Here is a 20701-nt window from a genome sequence, read left to right as displayed (position 1 = left end):
AGATGAATTGGTATGTAATCATTCCAATGATAATTTCGTTTATCGTTGTATTTTTAATTGGTGTATATGCTTCAAGACGTGTGCAAGCAACTGCTCATAATAAATTTTTACAAGAATATTTTCTTGGTGGGCGTGAGCTAGGCGGTTTATTATTAGCGATGACAATGATTGCTACGTACGGTAGTGCAAGTAGCTTTATTGGTGGCCCTGGTATTGCTTACAATATGGGTCTTGGATGGGTACTGTTATCTGCGATTCAAGTTGTAACAGGCTATATCGTTTTAACGGTTATCGGTAAAAAGTTTGCAATTATCGCTAGGAAGATGGAAGCAATTACTCTTATCGATTATTTAAAAGGGAGATACAATAATAAAGCAGTTGTTATACTTTCTGCGTTATGTATTATTATCTTTTTATTTTCAGCGACAGTAGCCCAGTGGGTCGGTGGTGGACGATTAATCGAGTCACTAACTGGTCTATCGTATACAACAGCACTATTTTTATTTACTTTTTCTGTACTTGTGTACGTATTAATTGGTGGATTTCGTGCAGTTGCTCTATCAGATACATTATTAGGAATCATTATGTTAGTTGGAACGACAATCATTTTAATTGCTACTGTCATTGCTGGTGGTGGAATTGAAAAGATTATGCAGGAACTTGTTCAAATTAATCCAAAGTTAATTACACCATTCGGAGCAGATGGCAGTTTAACGAAATCATATGTTACATCATTTTGGATTTTAATTGGAATTGGCGTTGTCGGCTTACCGCAAATTAGCGTGCGTGCCATGTCTTATAAAAATTCAAAAGCGATGCATCAAGCTTTAATAATTGGAACCGTTGTCGTTGGCACAATTATGATCGGTATGCATTTAACTGGTGTATTTGCAAGAGTAGTACTTCCAGGTATAACGGTACCAGATAAAGTAATGCCGCTACTTGCGATGGAAGTGTTACCTCCTTGGTTAGCTGGAGTTTTCTTAGCTGCACCGATGGCAGCGATTATGTCTACAGTAAACTCTTTATTATTACTTGTAAGCTCGTCAATTATTAAAGATATATATGTAAATTACATAAATAAAGATGCAGCAGACAGTACGATAAAAAAAGGAAGTTTGTGGATTACTGGTATTGTAGGACTACTCGTTTATGCAGCGGCGATTAAACCACCAGATTTTTTAATATGGCTAAATTTATTTTCTTTCGGTGGATTAGAAGCAGCATTCATTTGGCCAATCGTATTAGGGTTATATTGGAGGAAAGGAAATGCTACAGGAGCGCTTGCGTCTATTTTAGTTGGGGTAGGCTCATATATGTGTATTCATCTTTTCTATCCAAATCCGTTCGGTATACATACAGTTGTCTTCCCGATTTGTTTTGCGTTTATCGCTTATGTTATTGGAAGTATGAGTGCTGTAAAAAAAACAGTATAGGTTAGCTGAAGAACGTAGTCCTTATAAGACTGCGTTTTTTCGTATGAATTTGTTCTTTTTTATTCTGTATATCCACGGTTATTCATAAATTAATAACAACTGAGGGGATGGAGTTGAGGTCGATGAAAAAAGTGTTATTTTTAGGAGACCCAGGAATTGATGACTCTTTAGCAATTATGTATGGATTGTTGCATCCTGATATTGATATTGTTGGTGTAGTAACGGGATATGGAAATGTAACACAAGAAAAGGCGACAAGTAATGCCGCATATTTATTGCAAATGGCAGGACGGGAAGATATACCTGTTATTAATGGTGCGAAAATTCCTTTATCCGGAGATATTACGACGTATTATCCAGAAATTCATGGGACAGACGGTTTAGGGCCAATTAAACCTCCAAAAACTTTTTCACCAAATATAAAGCCTTTTTGTACATTTTTTGATCTTCTTGAAAAATATAAAGGAGAATTAATAATAGTCGATGCTGGTAGATCAACAACATTAGCGACAGCATTTATTTTAGAAAAGCCGATGATGAAGTATGTGAAAGAATATTATATAATGGGCGGTGCTTTCTTAATGCCTGGCAATGTAACACCAGTCGCAGAGGCGAATTTTCATGGTGATCCCATTGCGTCACAATTAGTTATGCAAAATGCCAAAAATGTGACATTAGTGCCACTTAACGTTACATCTGAAGCAATTATTACACCGGAAATGGTAAAATATATTACGAAACACTCTAAAACGAGTTTTAATAAGTTAATCGAGCCGATATTTACGTACTATTATAAAGCTTATAGAAAGTTAAATCCGAAAATAAAAGGAAGTCCAGTACATGACGTCGTTACAATGATGGTTGCGGCAAATCCATCCCTTTTAGATTATGTATATCGTCGTGTCGATGTAGATACAGCTGGAATTGCAAAAGGAGAGAGTATTGCTGATTTTCGGCCTCAACCTGATGCAAAAGCATTAAAAAATTGGGTGCGAATTGGTTGGTCGTTACATTATAAAAAGTTTCTTGAGGATTTTGTGAAATTTATGACGTAGACATAATAGGAGCATACAAGTTAAAATAATGGAGATGGTTATGTAAATAACCATCTCCATTATTTTGTTTTTAAATGATAAATAGAGAAGAGTTACACAATAGGAGAGGAATTTTACTTGAAAAAAACTATAGTATGCGCAGTAATTGTGGGTATTTTTGTTTTGCTAATATCGGGTAACTTTTTAGTGAAAAAAGTGTGGAGTTCAAATAATGATGATGCACAGTATATTGCATCTTTTATTGAAGAACATAAAGATGAAAAAAATAGTGCGCTTCTAGTAAAGAGAAATGATAAAGTTGTTTATTCTGTAAACCCAAATGTTGTATTGCCAGTTGCTAGTACGATGAAATTAATTGTGGCGCTTGAATATACGAAACAAGTTACTGAAGGGAAAATTGATTCTTCTAGTTTCGTGTCGATTAATGATGTGAATCGCTATTATGTGCCGAATACAGATGGTGGTGCACAAGATAGATGGCAAAAGTATTTGGAGAAAACGGGCAAGATAACTGAAGGAGCGGTTTCTTTAGAAGAAGTGGCAAAAGGAATGGTTAAGTTTAGTTCGAATGCAAATGCTGAATACTTAATGGAATTGTTAGGATTAGATAACATCAATCGAAATTTACAAAGTTTATCACTTCCTGCACATCAACCACTATTTCCAATCGTTTCATCTTTGTATATCCCGGGATATTTGCATAAAGAATTACATGTTCCAAAATATAAAATAGAGAAAAAGTTAAAAGAAATGTCTCAAGAGCAATATCGTGAATATGCGATGATTATTCATGAACGCTTAAAGAAGAAGGGACCATTATTACAGAAGGAAATTCCGCTTTATTTAGAGGAACGTTACGACAAAATTTGGTCAGATAGATTACCAGCAGCTTCTGCAAATGATTATATGGTATTACTTCAAAAGGCAAACCATAAAGGTGGCTTGACAGAAGCTGAAGAAAAAGTGTGGGCAAATATCGTTGAAACAGACATGAGTGCCAAGAAATACCGTAAAACATTTAGACATGCTGGGCAAAAGAATGGTTATACACCATGGACGGTTACAAAAGCAGTTTACGCTATGGATAAACGTGGAAACTGTACGGAGATTGTGTTTTTGGCAAATAATTTAAATGAAGACGATAGTGCAGAAATACGGAAACATTTAGCAAACTTACATTTCCAAGTGTTGCAAAGTGATAAGTATGATGCGACTTTTATTAAATAAACTCGGTGCAGAGAGCACCGAGTTTATTTTTATGTACAAGCACTTTTTTTCTATCTCTGGGTATGATGGGTAGTAATACTTAGGTGAGAGGGGAAAAGGTGATGAAACAAAGTAAAGAAGAGTTTATAAAGAGTGAAGGCGCTGATTTCCCTGGGAAAACATATGTGGATTGTGTATTACAACATGTATTTCATTTTCAAAGAAATTACTTATTGAAAGATATGTTTCAAGTGCATAAAGCACATATTACGATGCTGACGGAAGAAAATTTAATGAAAAAGGAAGAAGCTAAAGTTATATTACACGCATTAAAAAAGGTAGAGGGAATTCCAGAAGAGCAATTGCTCTATACAGAGCAGCATGAAGATCTCTTTTTTTTAGTCGAACATTTAATTTCTCAAGAAGCGAAATGCGATTTTGTAAGTAATATGCATATTGGTAGAAGTAGAAATGATATGGGCGTAACGATGTATCGCATGAGTTTAAGGCGATATGTATTACGATTAATAGAACATCATTTGTTATTGCAAGAAAGTGTACTGCAACTTGCCGTTGATCATAAGGAAACGATCATGCCAGCTTATACACATACACAACCAGCACAGCCAACAACATTTGGTCATTATACGTTAGCAATTTATGATACGATGCAAAGAGATTTAGAACGAATGAAAAAAACGTACCAGCTTTTAAATCAGTCTCCAATGGGGGCAGCTGCACTCTCTACAACAAGTTTCCCGATTAAACGAGAACGAGTTGCTCATCTACTTGGATTTACAAATGTAATTGAGAACTCATATGATGCTGTTGCTGGAGCGGATTATTTATTAGAAGTTAGCTCGCTACTTATGGTAATGATGACGAATACGAGTAGATGGATTCATGACTTTTTGTTGTTAGCAACGAAAGAATATGACGGTATTACTGTTGCAAAGCCATATGTACAAATCAGTAGTATTATGCCGCAAAAACGAAATCCGGTTTCAATTGAACACGCTCGTGCAATTACAAGTAGTGCTTTAGGAGAAGCATTTACAGTATTTCAAATGATTCATAATACACCATTTGGTGATATTGTCGATACGGAAGATGACTTGCAGCCATATTTATATAAAGGGATTGAAAAGGCAATTCGTGTTTTTTGTATGATGAATGCAGTGATCCGAACGATGAAAGTAGAAGAAGAAACGTTAAAAAGTCGTTCCTATAAACATGCAATAACGATAACGGATTTCGCCGATGTTTTAACAAAAAACTATGAAATTCCATTTCGGCATGCTCATCATGCAGCAAGTGCTATTGCAAATATGTCATTGGAGCAGAAAAAAGAACTACATGAATTACACTTCAAAGAGGTAAATATGTACTTGCAAGAACATTTTAAAATAAATTTATTAGAAAAAGAGTGGAAAGAAATTATATCGCCAGAAGCTTTTATTCAAAAAAGAAATGTATACGGTGGACCGAGTAAAAAAGAAATGAATCGTATGATTAAAAATCGACAAGAGTCATTTCGAAAAGAAGAAGATGTATTTGAAAAGGAAAAACAGAGAATTTTACAAGCTGAAAATGCTTTGAATACATTAGCTTTGAATATTATTGAATCGTAAAAGAGGGATTTAATGAATTAATCGCCAATACTTAATTAAAATATAAATAGAGAGAAGAGATTGTCGATGATTCAATTACATGTATATGAAGAGATTTTTCATTTTAAAGAAGATGTTACACCATTTCTAGAAAAGAATGAGCAGGAAAACAATCTCATATTAGGTGTATTACAAATGGTCCAACAACCAACATTTATGGGGATAGCGAAACAAGGAGAAGAAATTGCGGTTGTATTTCTGCAAACAGAAGAGAAGAAACAAATCATTGTTGCAACTTCTGAAATTTCGGGAGTAGCTATTGAGGAACTTGCAAAAGAGTTAACGAAAGTATATCCGGATATTCCTGGATTGATCGGTAATAAGAAAATTGTACAGAAATTAGCGGAAGAGATTGCGGTATTAGAAAATAAGAAAATGAATGTTGCAATGGAGCAAGGTGTGTATGAGTTGAACAGAGTAAAGAAGAAGTGTAATGCGAATGGACTTTTTCGAGCGGTAAATAATGATGAATTACCATTAATAGAACAGTGGATATATCAATTTTGTGAAGATGTAAAGCTTCCTACTACGAAAGAAGAAGCAAAACAAACTGCATATACATTAATAACTACAAATCGACTGTTTGGTTTGGAAGTGGATGGGAAACTCGTTTCTGTAGCTGCAAAAACGAGACCAACTAAAAATAATATAACAGTTAATTTTGTATATACGCCGAAAGAAGCAAGGAAAAAGGGATACGCATCTAAGTGTGTAGCGGCACTTAGTCAACGTATGTTAGATGAAGGGTACAAGACGACTACGTTATATACTGATTTAGCGAATCCGACATCGAATAAAATTTATCAAGAAATTGGTTATGAGCAAATTGCGGAGTCTGTGCTTATATTTTTAGAGAAGTAGAACAAAAAGGCGTGCTATTTTAGCACGCCTTTTTGTTATTCATCGATTCTAATAACCTCGCCTTGAGGGAAGTCCTCAGTTTCTAGTAAGTTACGAATAGCTTTCGCAACATATTCAGGTGATAATAGTTTTCCTTCTTCTTTTAATGCAATGAAGCGGTCCAAATTTATGAAATCTTCTTTATTTGTTTCGCGAATTTGTGATTGCATATTTGTATCAACAACGCCAGGTGCAAAAGCGACGATTTTTACTGGATATTCTTTTTCCACTTCTTCAGTTGCTACGCACTGTGTAAACATATTTACACCAGCTTTCGTTGTACAATAAGCGCCCCAGCCAAAGTAAGGGTTTTTTCCTGCACCAGATGAAATGTTAATAACGCGTTTATCTACTTTCCAGTCTTTCGTATGTTTCATAAATGTAGATGTAAGAATCATAGGTGCAAGTAAATTAATGTGAACGTTCGTAATGAATTGTTCACTTTCAGCTTTTTCAATTGGCTTCATAGGTGCAACTGTACCCGCATTATTAATTAAATGAATAGAGGATACATTGTCTTTTTTAATAGATGAAATGATCTCTTTAAAGTTAGTTTCTAAGTTATGTACATCTTGAAGATCTAGGGAATGAAAAATGCAATTGCTGTTATATTGCTCTGCAAGTTTTGTAAGCTCTTGATTTTCTCTTCTAGAAATAGAGATGACAGTTGTATTTTTTTCTAATAATTGCGTAGCGATTGCCTCACCTAAACCTTGTGAAGTTCCTGTTATGATAACGTAGCGCATAGTTTTATAAACCCCTCTCATATGTGCGGAATTTTGTTGGACAACGTACATTGTATAGTTTGTCTACATTTTATAGTATAGAGCACTTTTTACTATAATTGAAATGAGATGATTGTGTGCCTTTTATAAATAGGTTTACGACAACAGTACCTGGTGCCGTCACGTTTACTGGGAATACGCTGGGACTTAGCCCTACATCACCTGCACCAGGTAATATTTTTGGTACACTTGCTGTGTTTACGACAGTAAATACAGCATTGCAAGTACCAGGGTTCCCAGCAGGGACAACAGATGAATGGCAATTGAATTCTTCAAGTGCAATTTTAAATCTTCCAGCGGGAAGCAGTGTATTATATGCAGAATTAGTTTGGGCTGGTACTTTCCGGACTGATACGGAAGATGTGTTACCATTTTTAAATGATAACATTACATTTACAACGCCAGCAGGGACGTTTTCTGTTACGCCAGATCCTGCTACCGCGCAGCAAGGTTCAGTAGGAAATCAGTTTTATTATGCTCGCTCTGCCAATGTAACAAATCTTGTTAGTGCAGGTGGAGCAGGCACATATACAACGGGTGCTGTGCCAGCTGCAAGAACTTCAGCCGACCCGACAATCAGTCGTTCAGCTGGATGGACGCTTGAGGTTGTGTATCAAAATGCAAGTTTACCACTTCGAAATTTGTCAGTATATGCAGGTCAAGAAATTATCGATGCTTCATCCCCGCCAGTTGATGCTACAATTTCAGGTTTTGCTACGCCGGCAACAGGAGCTGTTACAGGAAGAGTGCTCGTAACTGCTCAAGAAGGTGATTCTAACATTGTTGGAGATCAACTTCGCTTTGGGCCGAATGCAAATGCTACAGTTGCATTATTCGGACCGAGAAATCCTGCGAATAATTTCTTTCAGTCACAAATTTGTAATGATAGTGGAAATTTAGATACGAGCGGCACGTTTGGAGATTTGAATCAGCCGTTAGGGGTAGCTTTGGCCGTCCGAAGACAAGGGTGGGATATTACGAATGTAGATGCCTCCTCATCTTTAGTAAACAGTCAAACATCAGCAACGGTTCGATTTGTTACAAATGGAGATGGATACGCAGCAGCTGGTTTTGGTGTTCAAATTGATGCAACAGGTCCAATTATTAATCCTGTTAAATCAGTTAATAGAACAGTCGCAGGGGTAGGGGATACCCTCACTTATACGATTACGGTCCCAAATACAGGAACAGGAAGTGCAGAAAACGTTGTATTACGTGATAGTATTCCGAACGGAACGACGTTTGTTGCAGGTAGTGTTACGGTAGGGGGAGTAACACAGCCGAATGCAAACCCTTCTAATGGAATTAATTTAGGTACAATCCCAAATAACACGCAAAGAATTGTTACATTTCAAGTTCGAATAATATCATTCCCGAATCCCAATCCTATTTTAAATCGTGCAATGGTGTCATATCAATTTCGTCCTTTCGTTGGTAGTCCTCCTATTACAAGTACGTCTTCTTCAAACACAGTACAAACGACAGTGAATCAAGCAACTATAAGTATGCAGAAATCTGTAGATTTACAGACGGCAACGCTTAATGATGTATTAACGTACACAGTTAATATCACAAATAATGGAAATGTCACTGCGAGCAATGTTATTTTTGTTGATAGTATCCCTGCTGGAACAACATTTGTCGCAAATAGCGTTACGGTAAATGGAGTAGCGCGTCCAGGAGCGAATCCAGCAAGTAGTATTAATCTAGGAAGTATTAATGCTTCGCAAACGACTGTAGTGCGCTTTCAAGTTCGAGTAACATCGAACCCTCTTGTCAATCCAATTCCAAACCGTGCAAGTGCAACATTTACCTTTACTCCAGTGCCTGGTCAACAACCAGTTTCAGGGCAAGCGACAAGTAATACTGTAGTTACGACAATTAATATAGCTGATATAACAACGAGAAAAACAGTGGATAGAGCTTTTGCAACGGTTAACGATGTTCTTACGTACACGGTAACAATTCAAAATACAGGAAATGTACTTGCAACGAACGTTATTTTTCAAGATCCAATACCAATTGGAACGACATTTATAGCAAATAGTGTGACTGTGGATGGGGTTTCACAACCTGGGGTAAATCCAGCGACTGGGTTTACAGTAGCAAATATATCTCCCGGCGGAAGTAGGACAGTGACTTTTCAAGTACGAGTGACATCAACGCCATCAGGAGGCACAATTGCGAATCGCGGAAATGTAACTGCTAATTTCGTCGTTATTCCAAATCAGCCACCAATAACGATTAATAGACAAACGAATACAGTTGTGACACAAGTTAATACAGGCGGTTTAAATGTAATAAAAGAAGTGAATACAACGCAAGCGGCAGTAGGAGACACTTTAACATACACAATTGCCGTTCAAAATACAGGGAATGTTCCGTTAACAAATGTATTTTTCCAAGACCCTATTTCTTCTGCTGTTTCATTTGTTGCAAATTCTGTAACAATTAATGGAGTACAGCAAAGTGGACTAAATCCGAATACAGGATTCTCTCTTCCGAATATTCCTGCGGCTCAAACGGTTGTAGTCACATTTGACGTAGTAATTGTACAGAATCCAGAAAATGAAGATATTTTAAATCAAGCAAATGTAACAGCAAGCTTTCAAGTGAATCCGAATGAACCACCAGTAACAATCAATGTACCGAGTAATGTTGTGAATACGACAGTACAATCAGGAAACTTTGAAGTTGTGAAAGCAGTCAATACGGATGTTGCAACAGTAGGGGATATTTTAGTATATACAATAGAAGTCATAAATGCAGGTAGTGTACCAGCTACGAATGTATTTTTCCAAGATTCAATTCCCCAAGGGACATTATTTATTGAAAATAGTGTAGTTGTGAATGGTGTTTTACAAGAAGGGGCAGATCCAGAACTTGGATTCCCATTAAATAATTTGCCTACTGGCGCCAGTGTTATTGTTACATTTGAAGTATTAATTGATGAAATTCCCCAAGGAAATAATGTTGTAAATAATGCGAATGTAACTGGAGATTTCCTTGTAAATCCAACAGAGCCGCCGATTACTGTAACAGTACCAAGTAATACTGTTATGACGATCGTGAATTCTTCAGGGTTAAATGTAATGAAAAGTGTAAGTGCTACTGAAGCCGGTGTAGGAGATACGTTAACGTATACAGTTCGTATACAAAATAGTGGAACGGTGACAGCGACAAATGTATCATTCCTTGATCCGATTCCAGTTGGAACCACTTTTGTAGCGAATAGTGTAACAATAAACGGGACGCCTCAACCAGGTTTAAACCCGACAACTGGATTTCCACTTGCTAATATTCCAGTAGGAGGAATGGTGACGGTCACTTTTCAAGTGACAATCACGAGTGTACCACCAAATAGAGTTCTTCCGAATAATGCGAATGTCACTGCTGATTTCCAAGTAAGTCCTCTCCAGCCACCAATTACAATTGTAACGATTAGTAATATTGTTGTGACGCGAGTGAATGTAGGATCACTTAATGTAATGAAGAGTGTAAATACACTACAAGCCGGTGTAGGAGATACGTTAACGTATACGATTCTTATTCAAAATACAGGAACTGTTCCTGCAACGAATATTGTTTTTCAAGATCCAATTCCGTCTGGTACTGCCTTTGTAGCAAATAGTGTGACGATAAATGGAGTCGTACAGCAAGGCGCGGATCCTATGCTAGGTTTCCCGGTACCAAATATTCCGGTCGGGCAAACGGCTACGATTACGTTTCAAGTTACAGTGACGAGTGTTCCGAGCGGTGGAAATATAAGAAACCAATCGAACGTTACTGCAAGTTTTCTTATAAATCCAGCAAACCCTCCAATAACGACTGTTACAAATAGTAATTTTGTAGTGACGCAAGTAAACACAGCACAGTTAAATATACAAAAATCTTCATCTGTACAACAAGCAGCACTTGGAGAAACTTACACGTATTCTGTTGTCATTCGAAATAACGGTACAGTAACAGCAACGAATGTCTCTTTCCTTGATCCAATTGCTTTAGAAACAACTTTTGTAGCAAATAGTGTAACGATAAATGGAACGCCACAATCTGGATTTGACCCAAATGTTGGTTTCCCGCTTCCTAATATTGCAGCTGGAACATCATTGACAGTAACGTTCCAAGTTACGGTAGTTGCACCGTCTACACGTGGAGCGGTATTAAATACAGCATCTGCTACAGCCACTTTCTTATTAAATCCTTTACAGCCACCTGTAACAACAACGAATTCAAGTAATACAACGGTAGTTACAATACCGTTACCTCCTCCTGGTGAAGTAACTGCAACAAAAACAGTTGATGTTGCAACTGGGGCCGTTGGGGATGTATTAACGTATACTGTGCTCATTTCAAACGTAGGAATTATCCCTGTTACAGATGTGTTCTTCCAAGATGTCATACCAGAAGGAACGACGTTTGTTGACAATAGTGTAACGATAGGTGGAGTGCAGCAACTTGGTTTAAATCCAGAAATAGGATTTACAGTTACTCCATTATTAATCGCTGGTGGAAGTATTGAGGTCACATTCCAAGTGACGATTACAGAAATTCCAGATAATGAAGTCATATTAAATGATGCAGATGTTACATTTACTTCACAACCAAATCCGCAGGAACCACCGATTACGGAAACGATATTAACAAATTTAGTCGTTACGACAATTAATATAGCCTTTATTTTTCCGTTGAAACTAGTAGATAAAGAAGTAGCGACGGTAGGAGAAATATTAACGTATGATGTATTGATTTTTAATTTCGGAACAGTGCCAGCGACGAATGTTCAATTTATCGATACTACTTCCGCGGGTGTAGCATTTGTACCAGGAAGTGTGAGCATAAACGGGGTACCAGCACCAGGATTAGATCCTTTCATTGGTTTTACAGTTCCAGATATACCTGTCGATGATTTTGTACTTGTCACATATCAGGAAGTGGTTACAAGCATACCAGAAGGTGGAACGATTGTTAATTTTGTAGACGTTACAGCTACATTTGCTGTAAGTGAAACAGAACCGCCTATTACGGAAACAACGACAAGTAATACGACATTAACAGAAATCAATGAGCCTGGTTTGAATGTTTTAAAATCAGTGAGTCAGCCGGTTGTTGCAGTAGGCGATACAATCACATATACAACAGTAGTTCAAAATACAGGAACAGTGCCAGCAACGAATGTTCAATATAGTGATGTATTACCTTCCTCTATAGCATTCGTGCCGAACACTGTAACGATAGACGGTGTGTTACAACCTGGATTCAATCCGAATAATGGATTCCCGCTTCCAGATATAAACCCAGGTGAAAGTGTAGAAGTCATCTTCCAAGTAACCGTTGTTAGTGCGCCATCAAACGGAACAATTGCCAATACGGCAAATGTAACTGGAAGTTTTGTATTAGTACCAGGAGAACCACCAGTTATAGTAACAGAGCCGAGCAATACAACACTTACAACTGTAAATAGAGGGCAATTTAATGTTATTAAACAAGTAAATAGGGTTGCTACTCTCGTTGGAGATATATTAACGTATACGGTTCAAATAACAAATACTGGAACAGTAACAGCTAATGCTGTTCAGTTTGTTGATACCATTTCAGCAGGGGCGTCATTTGTACCAAATAGTGTAACGATAAATGGAGCCTCGCAACCAAACTTAAATCCGATTACTGGATTTGGAGTTGGAGATATCCCAGTTGGTGAAACAGTTATAGTGACGTTTCAAGCGACAGTTACAAACATCCCGTCATCAGGAACAATTACGAACGTTGCAAATATAACAGGAAGCTTTACTTTAGTGCCAGGAGAACCACCAGTTGTAGTAACAGAGCCGAGTAATACGACGATAACTAGAGTGAATAGAGGACGATTCAGCGTTATAAAATCTGTAAATAAAGAAGCGACACGATTAGGAGATACGTTAACGTATAGTGTGCAAGTTACAAATACGGGAACGGTAACAGCAACGAATGTTCAGTTTATCGATGTTCCATCACCTAATTTAGAATTCGTTCCTGGAAGTGTACAAATAAATGGGATTCCGCAAGTAGGTTTAGATCCATTTGTAGGCTTTGCATTGCCTGATCTTGCAGTAGGGGATAGTGTATTAATTACATTTGAAGTAAATGTAATCGCAGTTCCGCCTTCTAGTAGCATTATGAATACAGCAAGAGTAACGGGTGATTTCGAATTGATTCCAGGAGAACCTCCGTCTACAATTACAAATTCAAGTAATACGACGGTTACGCCGGTAAATAGAGGTAGCTTAGATATGCTAAAAGAAGTAGACCATTCAGTTGTTGGTGTAGGAGAAACGGTAACGTATACTGTTCGTATATTAAATACTGGTACTGCTGATGCAATGAATGTTCAATTTATCGATGTGCTATCTCAGGAAGCTGATTTCGTTCCAAATAGTGTAACGATAAATGGGGTTCCGCAACCGGGGGTAAATCCGCAGATTGGATTTACGATACCTGATATACCAGTTGGTGAGACGGCACTTGTAACATATGAAGCTACGATTACAAGTTTTCCGGATGGTGGTACAGTAGTGAACGTTGCTGGGGCGTTAGCAGAATATATTTTAGTACCAGGGGAGCCGCCAGTTACAGTGATGGATACAAGCAATACAGTTATAGTGACGGTAAATACTGCAATCTTATTTGTTGCAAAAGGAGCAAACTTTGAAGTAGCAATGATAGGGGATGTTGTCACTTACGGAATCGCTGTTATAAATGATAGTACAGTTCCTGTGACCAATATTGTGTTAACAGATATCATTGATCCGAATACGCTATTTATAAATGGTACGGTAACTGTAAATGATGTACCTCTTCCATTTGCTAATCCGAATACTGGTATTCCGTTAGGTGATTTTCAGCCAAATGATGCAGCAATTATTAATTTCCAAGTTGTAATAATAGGAGGGCAAGTAAATAATTTAGTTACAAATACTGCTACAGCGAATGGGCTTGCAACTGTAAATCCGAATGAGCCGCCAGTAGTAGTTGAAGGTGATAGTAATACAGTTGTTATCCCGTTTATTCCTCAAAATGTCTCAACGACAGTCGTAAAAACGGCAGATTTACAGGTAGCAACAATTGGAGATGTCATTACGTTTACGACAGTCATCACAAATACGGGTGATACTGTAATGCAAAATATTCGTTTTCAAGATATGTTAGATAGTAGTGTTCGATTTGTTCCTGGAAGTGTAACGGTTGATAATACGCCAGTGCCGAATGTAAGCCCGGCAGTAGGGTTTCTTATCGGAAGTTTAAATCCTGGTGAAGCAAGGACAGTTTCGTTCCAAGTAGCAGTACAGAGCGCGCCAAATGGTTCAGGAAATTATATAAATCAAGCGAGTATTCGTTTTGAACATCAAGTAGGCACAGTATTGCCACCTGTTACACAAATAGTAGAAAGTAACATAGTTGTCATTCCATTTGTTCCAACGATTGAACAAATTTGCGAAACAAACTTTAATTGCTTAGATAAGATTCCATTTCAATGTTCTCCGTGTAATCATTTGCATGGACATAAAAAATAAAAACAGAAAGAGCATCCTGAAAAATAATTGGATGCTCTTTCTGTTTTAATCATATAGATTCATTTTCGGGCGAGGTGAAAAATTCGTCGATTTTGTCGGAAAGTAGTAATGGAATAGCTCCTTTTATAACAGAAATGTCCCAGTCCCACCATGCAAGATTCTCTAGTTTGTCAATTGTTTCTTGCGGGAAACGATATCGAATAAATTTTGCTGGATTACCAGCCACAATTGCATATGGAGGGACGTCTTTTGTAACAACACTTTTTGCACCAATAATGGCACCGTTACCAATTGTAACACCAGATAAAATGCAGGATTGATAACCAATCCATACATCATTGCCAACTACGATATCACCTTTTGAAGAAGGGTGACCAGTAATATGTGCTCCTTCATCAAAAAGTGCATTAAATGGATAAGTTGTTATCCAGTCTGCGCGATGTTCACCGCCAAGTATGAAAACGACTTCTTCTGCTAATGAACAAAACTTACCTATTTTCAATTTTGTTTCATCGTTCCAAGAAAAAATGGTTGGCCCTACTTTACTATAAGTATAATCACCAATATCATATTTATTATATTCAGGTTTTTGATTTAAATATAACATGCTTCTTCAGCCTCCTTTCTCAATTAAGTGATACGTATGGAATATTATATGCAAGATGTAGTAATGTGAACTGTATTAATAGGTGAAATGAACAAAAGGGAGTGGGATGTATGCGATACGAAATGGGTTTATATAATAAACCGTTTCAGTCAATTCGATCAGGGAAAAAAGTATATGAAGTACGCCTATACGATAAAAAACGTCAACTAATAAACAAAGACGATGAAATCGTATTTACGAATCTTAAGACAACAGAAATGATGACGGTAAAAGTAACGGAAATAAAGCGATACGAGAGCTTTAAAGCTATATATGAACAAATCGATAAAAAATTATTGGATTGTGAAAATGATAGTTTAGAGGAAATGTTAGAAAGTACATACAAAATATATACGAAAGAACAAGAAAAAGAGTGGGGAACAGTTGCGATTCGTATTGAGGTAATAAAATGATAAGAAATCGCGGAGCCGCTATCATTGTACAGGAAGGAAAAATCGCTCTTATAAAACGTATTCGAGAAGAGGAAAGATATTATGTTTTTCCTGGCGGAGGGATTGAGGAAGGTGAAACGCCTGAAGAGGCAACGAAAAGAGAGGTATACGAAGAATTAGGGGTACATATACAAGTGGAGCACCTTATTGCAAAGGTAAAATATAAAGGAAATGAATATTATTATGCTGCCTATATTACAGGCGGAGTGTTCGGAAGCGGAACAGCTGAGGAATTTCAGCTGGAAGGTAGGGGAAATTATATTCCGTTATGGCTACCGATAAACGAGTTGGAAAAGTGAATATAAAACCTTATGAAGTGGTCAGAAATATATTTAATCATTATAAAATATAACGTCTGACAACATACAAAAAAAACCATTGACATAGTCTTCTGATTTAAGTATTGTATTCGAGTATGTTTATAATCAGGAGGTTTATATGAGCAATCAAACTACTACACATCATGTGAAAATGACAACAGCGGATCCATCTGGAATTGGTCTATTTGGATTAGCGATGGTAACACTTGTAGCATCATCTCAAAAGTTAGGCTTAACAGATGGCGTTTCACTTGTATTACCGTGGGCAATCTTTTTAGGAGGATTTGCACAAATCTTTGCTTGCATTCATGATGCAAAGCATAACAATACATTCGGTACAACAGCATTCGGTGCGTACGGTCTATTTTGGCTAGGTGTTGGAATGACTTGGTTAATTCAACTTGGAGTATTTGGCGAAAAATTAGCACAAGCTGCAGATTCAAAACAGCTTGGTGTAGCCTTTATCGGATATTTGATTTTCACAATCTTTATGACAATTGGTGCAATGGAAACACATAAAGTATTATTTATGATTTTCGTCCTTATTGATTTCTTATTTATCGGTCTTTCATTAAGTACTTTAGGTGTTATGCCGCATGCAATGCATAATTTAGCAGCATATTCTGAACTTCTTATTTCATTATTATCTTTCTACGGTTCAGCTGCAGCAGTGTTAAATACACACTTCGGAAAAGTTGTTTTACCAGTAGGAAAGCCTTTTGGTATTTTTAAAAAATAATAAAAAAGCACAGATGATTGTATAGTCATCTGTGCTTTTTTATTTATTCCGCTCTTTGTGGGTTGTCTGAAAAAGCCTGATTGGTGAGGACTCATTAAACTTTCACTTTATCCCGCTATTTGCCGGGTAGTAAGCCCCCCGCCTCAAAATTCAGCGGAAACAAAGAAGTTAGGTGGGGGATGAATACCCTCACTGATTAAAGTTTCACCTTATTTGAAATAAGTAATGTGAAATGTAAATAAAAGTAGAAAAAATCAATTGAAATTGATTATCATTATTAATATAATGAGAATGAGAATCATTTATTGTTAGAGGGGGATGCCAAAGTGGCAAAAATTTTAATAGCTTATGCAAGTATGTCAGGAAATACAGAGAGTATTGCTGATTTAATTAAAGTTAGTTTAGATGCTTTTGATCATGAAGTAGTATTGCAAGAAATGGAAGGCATGGACGCTGAAGAATTATTAGCTTATGATGGAATCATTTTAGGATCTTATACGTGGGGCGATGGTGAATTACCATTTGAAGCGGAAGATTTTCATGATGACTTAGAAAATATAGATTTAGCTGGGAAAAAGGTAGCGGTATTCGGATCGGGTGATACAGCGTATGAACTGTTTTGTGAAGCGGTAACGATATTTGAAGAACGTCTTGTGGAACGCGGTGCAGAGCTTGTACAAGAAGGGTTGAAAATTGAATTAGCTCCAGAAGATGAAGAGGATGTTGAAAAATGCAGTAATTTTGCAATTGCATTTGCTGAGAAGTTCTAAGAATGGGAGTGTCAACGTGGAGACAATGTTAAGTGCAACTGCTATTACAAAGTTAAGAGATGGAAAACTGCTGTTAGCTACTACATATAATGGCTTATTTGTTGAACAAGACGGAGAATGGAAACGAATTTTAAATGGTTTTCAAAAACGAATTAGGGATTTACATAGCGAAGATAATGTAGTTTATGGTGTAGGTGACGAAGGGATTTTTATTCGCAGTATGAATGGTGGAGAGAACTGGACAATTCAGCGTTTTCCAACAAAAGCAACGAGTTGGAATGTATGTAGCAATGTACAAGGAACTGTTGTTGCTCATGGAGAAAAAACGCTGTATCTTTCTAATAATTTCGGTTTGACATGGGAAACTATTCATCCGTTTCTTGAGTATGGCAGTGCGGCACCGTCTATTCGATCATTATTTTTATATAAACATTACTTATTTATTGGTACGAAAATACATGCTAAATATGGTGGTGTTTGGCTCTTTGATTTGAAGACACGTAAATTAAAGAGGATTAAAATTGCGATGAATCAAATGATCTCCGCGTTGACTTTACACAATTCTTATTTAGTAGCGGCAAGTGGATCGTGCAAGGGAGTTAGCGGAAATATTTCTTATTGTAAAATAGATGAAAGTATTGCAAGTGAAAAAATATATTGGCATACATGTCAAAGTGAGCAGAAAGCAAGTAGTTATTTAGACTTAAGTGTAGATCAACATGTTTTATATACAACTTCAACGCAAAATAAGGCGGGGATTAGTAGTGTGTGCCGTGTGCTTCTTGAAGAAGGTATTGTTACAGTATGTGATTCAGTTAAAGGGCACGGATGGCGCATTGTTAATCAAAAAGATGGTTATGTAGTAGCCGGATCAGGTGAATTAAAAGCAATGCAGTGGAAACAAAAAATAATTTAAGAAAAAAACTTTACTTTTATTATATTGATATGATATAGTATATTTAAACCATTTTACTTTTAATAATATAGAGATTTAAATGAGCTGTAACTTCCGAGGAGGATAGCAATGTTAAATCTCCTCAGGGGTTGCAGTTTTTTAATATCTGGCTTATTATTGTAAGGTGGTTGAAAATGAATATGTACATATAGGTACATTGTAGGAGGATTTTTTTCATGCAAAACGGTAAAGTAAAATGGTTTAACTCAGAAAAAGGTTTCGGTTTCATCGAAGTTGAAGGCGGAGAAGACGTATTCGTTCATTTCTCAGCTATCCAAGGCGAAGGCTTCAAAACTTTAGAAGAAGGTCAAGAAGTTACTTTCGAAGTAGAACAAGGTAACCGTGGACCTCAAGCTACTAACGTAAACAAGAAGTAATTTTTGAAAAAAGAAGGGCTCGCCCTTCTTTTTTTTGCATTTTTATAGATGTCCTCCTACTTACATATCATAACAAGACTGAATTTTCATTTATTTATTCGGAGTATTTTTGTATAAAGTACATGAATAAATAAATACTGAAAATAAAGTGTTTGTGTGAAAAGGAATTTAGAAAGAGGTAAATAAATTGAAAAACGCTACACATTTCATTGTGTTTGATATTGAAAGGAATTTCAGACCGTATAAATCAGAAGATCCATCAGAAATAGTTGATATCGGAGCTGTAAAAATAGAAATAGGTACAATGAAGATAATTGAAGAATTTTCGGAGTTAGTAAAACCAAGTGCACGATTAACTCGTCATACAACAAAATTAACCGGTATTACGAAAAAAGATTTAATGGGTGTAGAAAAATTCCCTCAAATTATAGAGAAATTTATTCAGTTCATCGGCGAAGGTTCTATATTTGTTTCATGGGGAAAAGAAGATTATCGCTTTCTATCTCATGATTGTACATTATATGGTGTTGAATGCCCAAGTATAGAAAAAGAAAATAGAATTGATTTGCAAAAATTTGTTTTCCAAGCATATGAGGAATTGTTTGAACATACGCCAAGTTTACACTTTGCGGTAGAACAGCTCGCTTTAACGTGGGAAGGAAAACAGCACCGTGCTTTAGCAGATGCTGAAAATACAGCAAATATACTTCTTAAAGTATATAGCGAGAGAGATATTAATAAGCGATACAAAAGACATGGTGAACTTGAACTTGTAAAAAACGGAAAACTAACAGAAAAAGCGAAAAAAAAGATGCGAAAATGGGTATTTAAAGAACTAAAGAAAAATACAGAACGCCCTTTTGAATGGAGTACATTTGAAAGTAGTGACACGTGGGAAAGTATAACGGAAAGATATTATATAAGTGAAAATACAGTAGAACTCCTGAAAAAACATTTTCGTACAGCAGTGAGAAAAGCGGAACGGCAGATTAGGTATTTGGCTGAGATGGAGGAGAATACAGAGGTTAAATGAATTTCTCCTCCGCCTCTAACTACATACATGTAATAACAGCGTATTGATATTAAATAGGCATCAACTTGTTGTTGTGATTGTGCATTATAATTGCTTTGGGAGTGTTAAGACGTAATAAGAGCTTTAAACCGTATTAATAAAATAAATATATATATAAATAAAAGAGTGTAGTTTAATGGAAACAATCTTTAACATTTTAACTGTTTTAGTTTTTGGGATAATATTTACCACACAATTAGCATTAACTACACTTTCTTTTATAGTAAAGAAGAATTGGAAAAAACTTAATATCTCTTTAAGTTGTGGTGTATTAAAGTTTAAAATAGAAGAGTAAGATTGAGCTTTGTACAAGGGAGGTGTGATAGTGGTAGACTTGGATATTAAAGATGTCACAGTAAAGATGGAATTAAACGGTGTCTTTTGGAATGAGGATCGGATTGCTGAAATGAAGGTGACTACAAAAGAAGAGCATTCTGTTATTCTTCGTCTAGTAGTTGATTTAGAAAGTAAAACTATTAGGGCGACGAGTGCGGAAATAGTGAATGGATTCTGCCCTCTGTGCAAACAGAAAAGGGACGAATGTAGTGAACTTAATGACTTGCAAAACAAAATGGAAATTTTAGAAGAAGCCTACGATTGGGTGAGAGAACATCCGGAATATCGTTTTCAATTATCTTTTTACGAGTACAATAAATTTGAGGTAGTAAAGTGAAATTTGCATCTTAACAACTTATAGAAGGACTTGGTCAAATAGAAATATTGAAGTAGATATTTCTAATGGAAATAAGCTTGTATAACAAGGAAGGG

Annotated in this window: 15 protein-coding genes and 1 pseudogene; 14 read left to right on the top strand and 2 right to left on the bottom strand. The window is 36.5% G+C overall.

The genetic code is table 11. From position 1 onward, the window contains the following. Window positions 1–2 precede the first annotated feature (2 nt). The 5 genes from panF to C3Y97_RS17990 all read left to right on the top strand — a co-directional run bounded on the left by panF (window position 3) and on the right by C3Y97_RS17990 (window position 6228). Complete coding sequence (gene panF, locus C3Y97_RS18010) at window positions 3–1436, top strand: sodium/pantothenate symporter (protein ID WP_001104820.1); 1434 nt, start codon at window positions 3–5, stop codon at window positions 1434–1436. A 122-nt stretch (window positions 1437–1558) separates the two neighbouring features. Further along, the gene (locus C3Y97_RS18005; RefSeq protein WP_000756458.1) at window positions 1559–2491 is read left to right on the top strand and encodes a nucleoside hydrolase; all 933 of its coding nucleotides are present in this window, start codon (window positions 1559–1561) and stop codon (window positions 2489–2491) included. A 117-nt stretch (window positions 2492–2608) separates the two neighbouring features. Then, on the top strand, window positions 2609–3718 hold the full coding sequence (locus tag C3Y97_RS18000; RefSeq protein WP_000751366.1) for a serine hydrolase: 1110 nt from the start codon (window positions 2609–2611) through the stop codon (window positions 3716–3718). Window positions 3719–3819: 101 nt separating this feature from the next. Continuing rightward, window positions 3820–5328 (top strand): argininosuccinate lyase, encoded by a 1509-nt coding sequence (argH, locus tag C3Y97_RS17995; protein ID WP_000813988.1) that lies wholly within the window; start codon window positions 3820–3822, stop codon window positions 5326–5328. 66 nt (window positions 5329–5394) lie between these two features. Then, window positions 5395–6228, top strand: a complete 834-nt coding sequence (locus C3Y97_RS17990; RefSeq protein WP_000615384.1) for a GNAT family N-acetyltransferase — start codon at window positions 5395–5397, stop codon at window positions 6226–6228. 35 nt (window positions 6229–6263) lie between these two features. Here the strand turns inward: C3Y97_RS17990 and C3Y97_RS17985 are convergent, their stop codons facing one another. Then, window positions 6264–7013, bottom strand: a complete 750-nt coding sequence (locus C3Y97_RS17985) for a (S)-benzoin forming benzil reductase (protein ID WP_001271070.1) — start codon at window positions 7011–7013, stop codon at window positions 6264–6266. A 116-nt stretch (window positions 7014–7129) separates the two neighbouring features. Here C3Y97_RS17985 and C3Y97_RS17980 point away from each other — a divergent pair, with 116 nt between their 5' ends. Further along, window positions 7130–14602: a DUF7507 domain-containing protein gene (locus tag C3Y97_RS17980; RefSeq protein ID WP_136363592.1), complete on the top strand. Its 7473-nt coding sequence runs from the start codon at window positions 7130–7132 to the stop codon at window positions 14600–14602. Between the two features lie 49 nt (window positions 14603–14651). On the opposite strand, the gene C3Y97_RS17975 is transcribed toward C3Y97_RS17980, so the two are convergent. Beyond that, window positions 14652–15209, bottom strand: coding sequence for a CatB-related O-acetyltransferase (locus tag C3Y97_RS17975; RefSeq protein ID WP_000966303.1), 558 nt, complete (start codon window positions 15207–15209; stop codon window positions 14652–14654). Between the two features lie 110 nt (window positions 15210–15319). On the opposite strand from C3Y97_RS17975, the gene C3Y97_RS17970 reads away from it, so the two are divergent. The 8 genes and pseudogenes from C3Y97_RS17970 to C3Y97_RS17935 all read left to right on the top strand — a co-directional run bounded on the left by C3Y97_RS17970 (window position 15320) and on the right by C3Y97_RS17935 (window position 20606). Continuing rightward, window positions 15320–15661, top strand: a complete 342-nt coding sequence (locus C3Y97_RS17970) for an ASCH domain-containing protein (protein ID WP_001268367.1) — start codon at window positions 15320–15322, stop codon at window positions 15659–15661. After that, window positions 15658–16052: pseudogene (locus C3Y97_RS17965) on the top strand (NUDIX hydrolase). The gene C3Y97_RS17970 and the pseudogene C3Y97_RS17965 overlap by 4 nt, the downstream one beginning before the upstream one ends. Before the next feature lie 86 nt (window positions 16053–16138). Next, on the top strand, window positions 16139–16759 hold the full coding sequence (locus C3Y97_RS17960) for an acetate uptake transporter (RefSeq protein ID WP_000070938.1): 621 nt from the start codon (window positions 16139–16141) through the stop codon (window positions 16757–16759). Window positions 16760–17085: 326 nt separating this feature from the next. Then, window positions 17086–17529 (top strand): flavodoxin, encoded by a 444-nt coding sequence (locus C3Y97_RS17955; protein WP_001062752.1) that lies wholly within the window; start codon window positions 17086–17088, stop codon window positions 17527–17529. 16 nt (window positions 17530–17545) lie between these two features. Beyond that, window positions 17546–18445: a WD40/YVTN/BNR-like repeat-containing protein gene (locus tag C3Y97_RS17950; RefSeq protein WP_017656321.1), complete on the top strand. Its 900-nt coding sequence runs from the start codon at window positions 17546–17548 to the stop codon at window positions 18443–18445. 215 nt (window positions 18446–18660) lie between these two features. After that, window positions 18661–18861: a cold shock-like protein CspB gene (gene cspB / locus C3Y97_RS17945; protein ID WP_001179150.1), complete on the top strand. Its 201-nt coding sequence runs from the start codon at window positions 18661–18663 to the stop codon at window positions 18859–18861. 187 nt (window positions 18862–19048) lie between these two features. Then, complete coding sequence (locus tag C3Y97_RS17940) at window positions 19049–19894, top strand: exonuclease (RefSeq protein WP_000786414.1); 846 nt, start codon at window positions 19049–19051, stop codon at window positions 19892–19894. A gap of 364 nt (window positions 19895–20258) precedes the next feature. Further along, the gene (locus C3Y97_RS17935) at window positions 20259–20606 is read left to right on the top strand and encodes a hypothetical protein (protein ID WP_000227983.1); all 348 of its coding nucleotides are present in this window, start codon (window positions 20259–20261) and stop codon (window positions 20604–20606) included. Window positions 20607–20701: the final 95 nt, after the last annotated feature.

It is taken from the genome of Bacillus sp. DU-106 (assembly GCF_004799705.1).
Lineage (GTDB): Bacteria > Bacillota > Bacilli > Bacillales > Bacillaceae_G > Bacillus_A > Bacillus_A cereus.
The sequence above is the reverse complement of the archived record's forward strand: the minus strand, read 5'-3'. Positions and strand labels throughout refer to the sequence as shown.

What these genes read in the sequence shown, in the direction of transcription:
- panF (WP_001104820.1), top strand. Translation starts at nt 3, where the DNA reads ATGAATTGGTATGTAATCATTCCAATGATAATTTCGTTTATCGTTGTA.
- C3Y97_RS18005 (WP_000756458.1), top strand. Translation starts at nt 1,559, where the DNA reads ATGAAAAAAGTGTTATTTTTAGGAGACCCAGGAATTGATGACTCTTTA.
- argH (WP_000813988.1), top strand. Translation starts at nt 3,820, where the DNA reads ATGAAACAAAGTAAAGAAGAGTTTATAAAGAGTGAAGGCGCTGATTTC.
- C3Y97_RS17990 (WP_000615384.1), top strand. Translation starts at nt 5,395, where the DNA reads ATGATTCAATTACATGTATATGAAGAGATTTTTCATTTTAAAGAAGAT.
- C3Y97_RS17985 (WP_001271070.1), bottom strand. Translation starts at nt 7,013, where the DNA reads ATGCGCTACGTTATCATAACAGGAACTTCACAAGGTTTAGGTGAGGCA.
- C3Y97_RS17975 (WP_000966303.1), bottom strand. Translation starts at nt 15,209, where the DNA reads ATGTTATATTTAAATCAAAAACCTGAATATAATAAATATGATATTGGT.
- C3Y97_RS17970 (WP_001268367.1), top strand. Translation starts at nt 15,320, where the DNA reads ATGCGATACGAAATGGGTTTATATAATAAACCGTTTCAGTCAATTCGA.
- C3Y97_RS17960 (WP_000070938.1), top strand. Translation starts at nt 16,139, where the DNA reads ATGAGCAATCAAACTACTACACATCATGTGAAAATGACAACAGCGGAT.
- cspB (WP_001179150.1), top strand. Translation starts at nt 18,661, where the DNA reads ATGCAAAACGGTAAAGTAAAATGGTTTAACTCAGAAAAAGGTTTCGGT.